This window comes from Dellaglioa sp. CoH-55-MRSF-7 (genome assembly GCF_056782235.1).
The window spans coordinates 1-243 of record NZ_JBXAYI010000225.1 but is presented as its reverse complement, the minus strand read 5'-3'; the positions used below and the strand labels follow the sequence as shown (position 1 = coordinate 243).

Genomic DNA, 243 nt, shown 5'->3' with positions numbered 1-243 from the left:
GTCCACGTCCGGTACTACTGGTGATCTGGTGCAGCGCTGGCAGGGTATGGACAGCATGTACTTCCGGTCGCGTATCAGTGGCACTTGGAGCGGGTGGTTGCAGCTGAGCAACGGTTCATTGCCACCGGCTACGACCTCGACGCTGGGTGCCGTTATCGTCGGCGCTGGTCTGAACGTGACATCCTCAGGATTGCTGAGCACGCAGATTCAATCAGTCAATGGCAAGACCGATCGGTATTTGGT

At 57.6% G+C, this 243-nt stretch carries 1 protein-coding gene; it reads left to right on the top strand.

The annotated features are described in order from the left end of the window. A partial coding sequence (locus AC1RPU_RS08470; protein WP_481769727.1) for a hypothetical protein occupies positions 1-243 on the top strand: 243 nt, incomplete at both ends.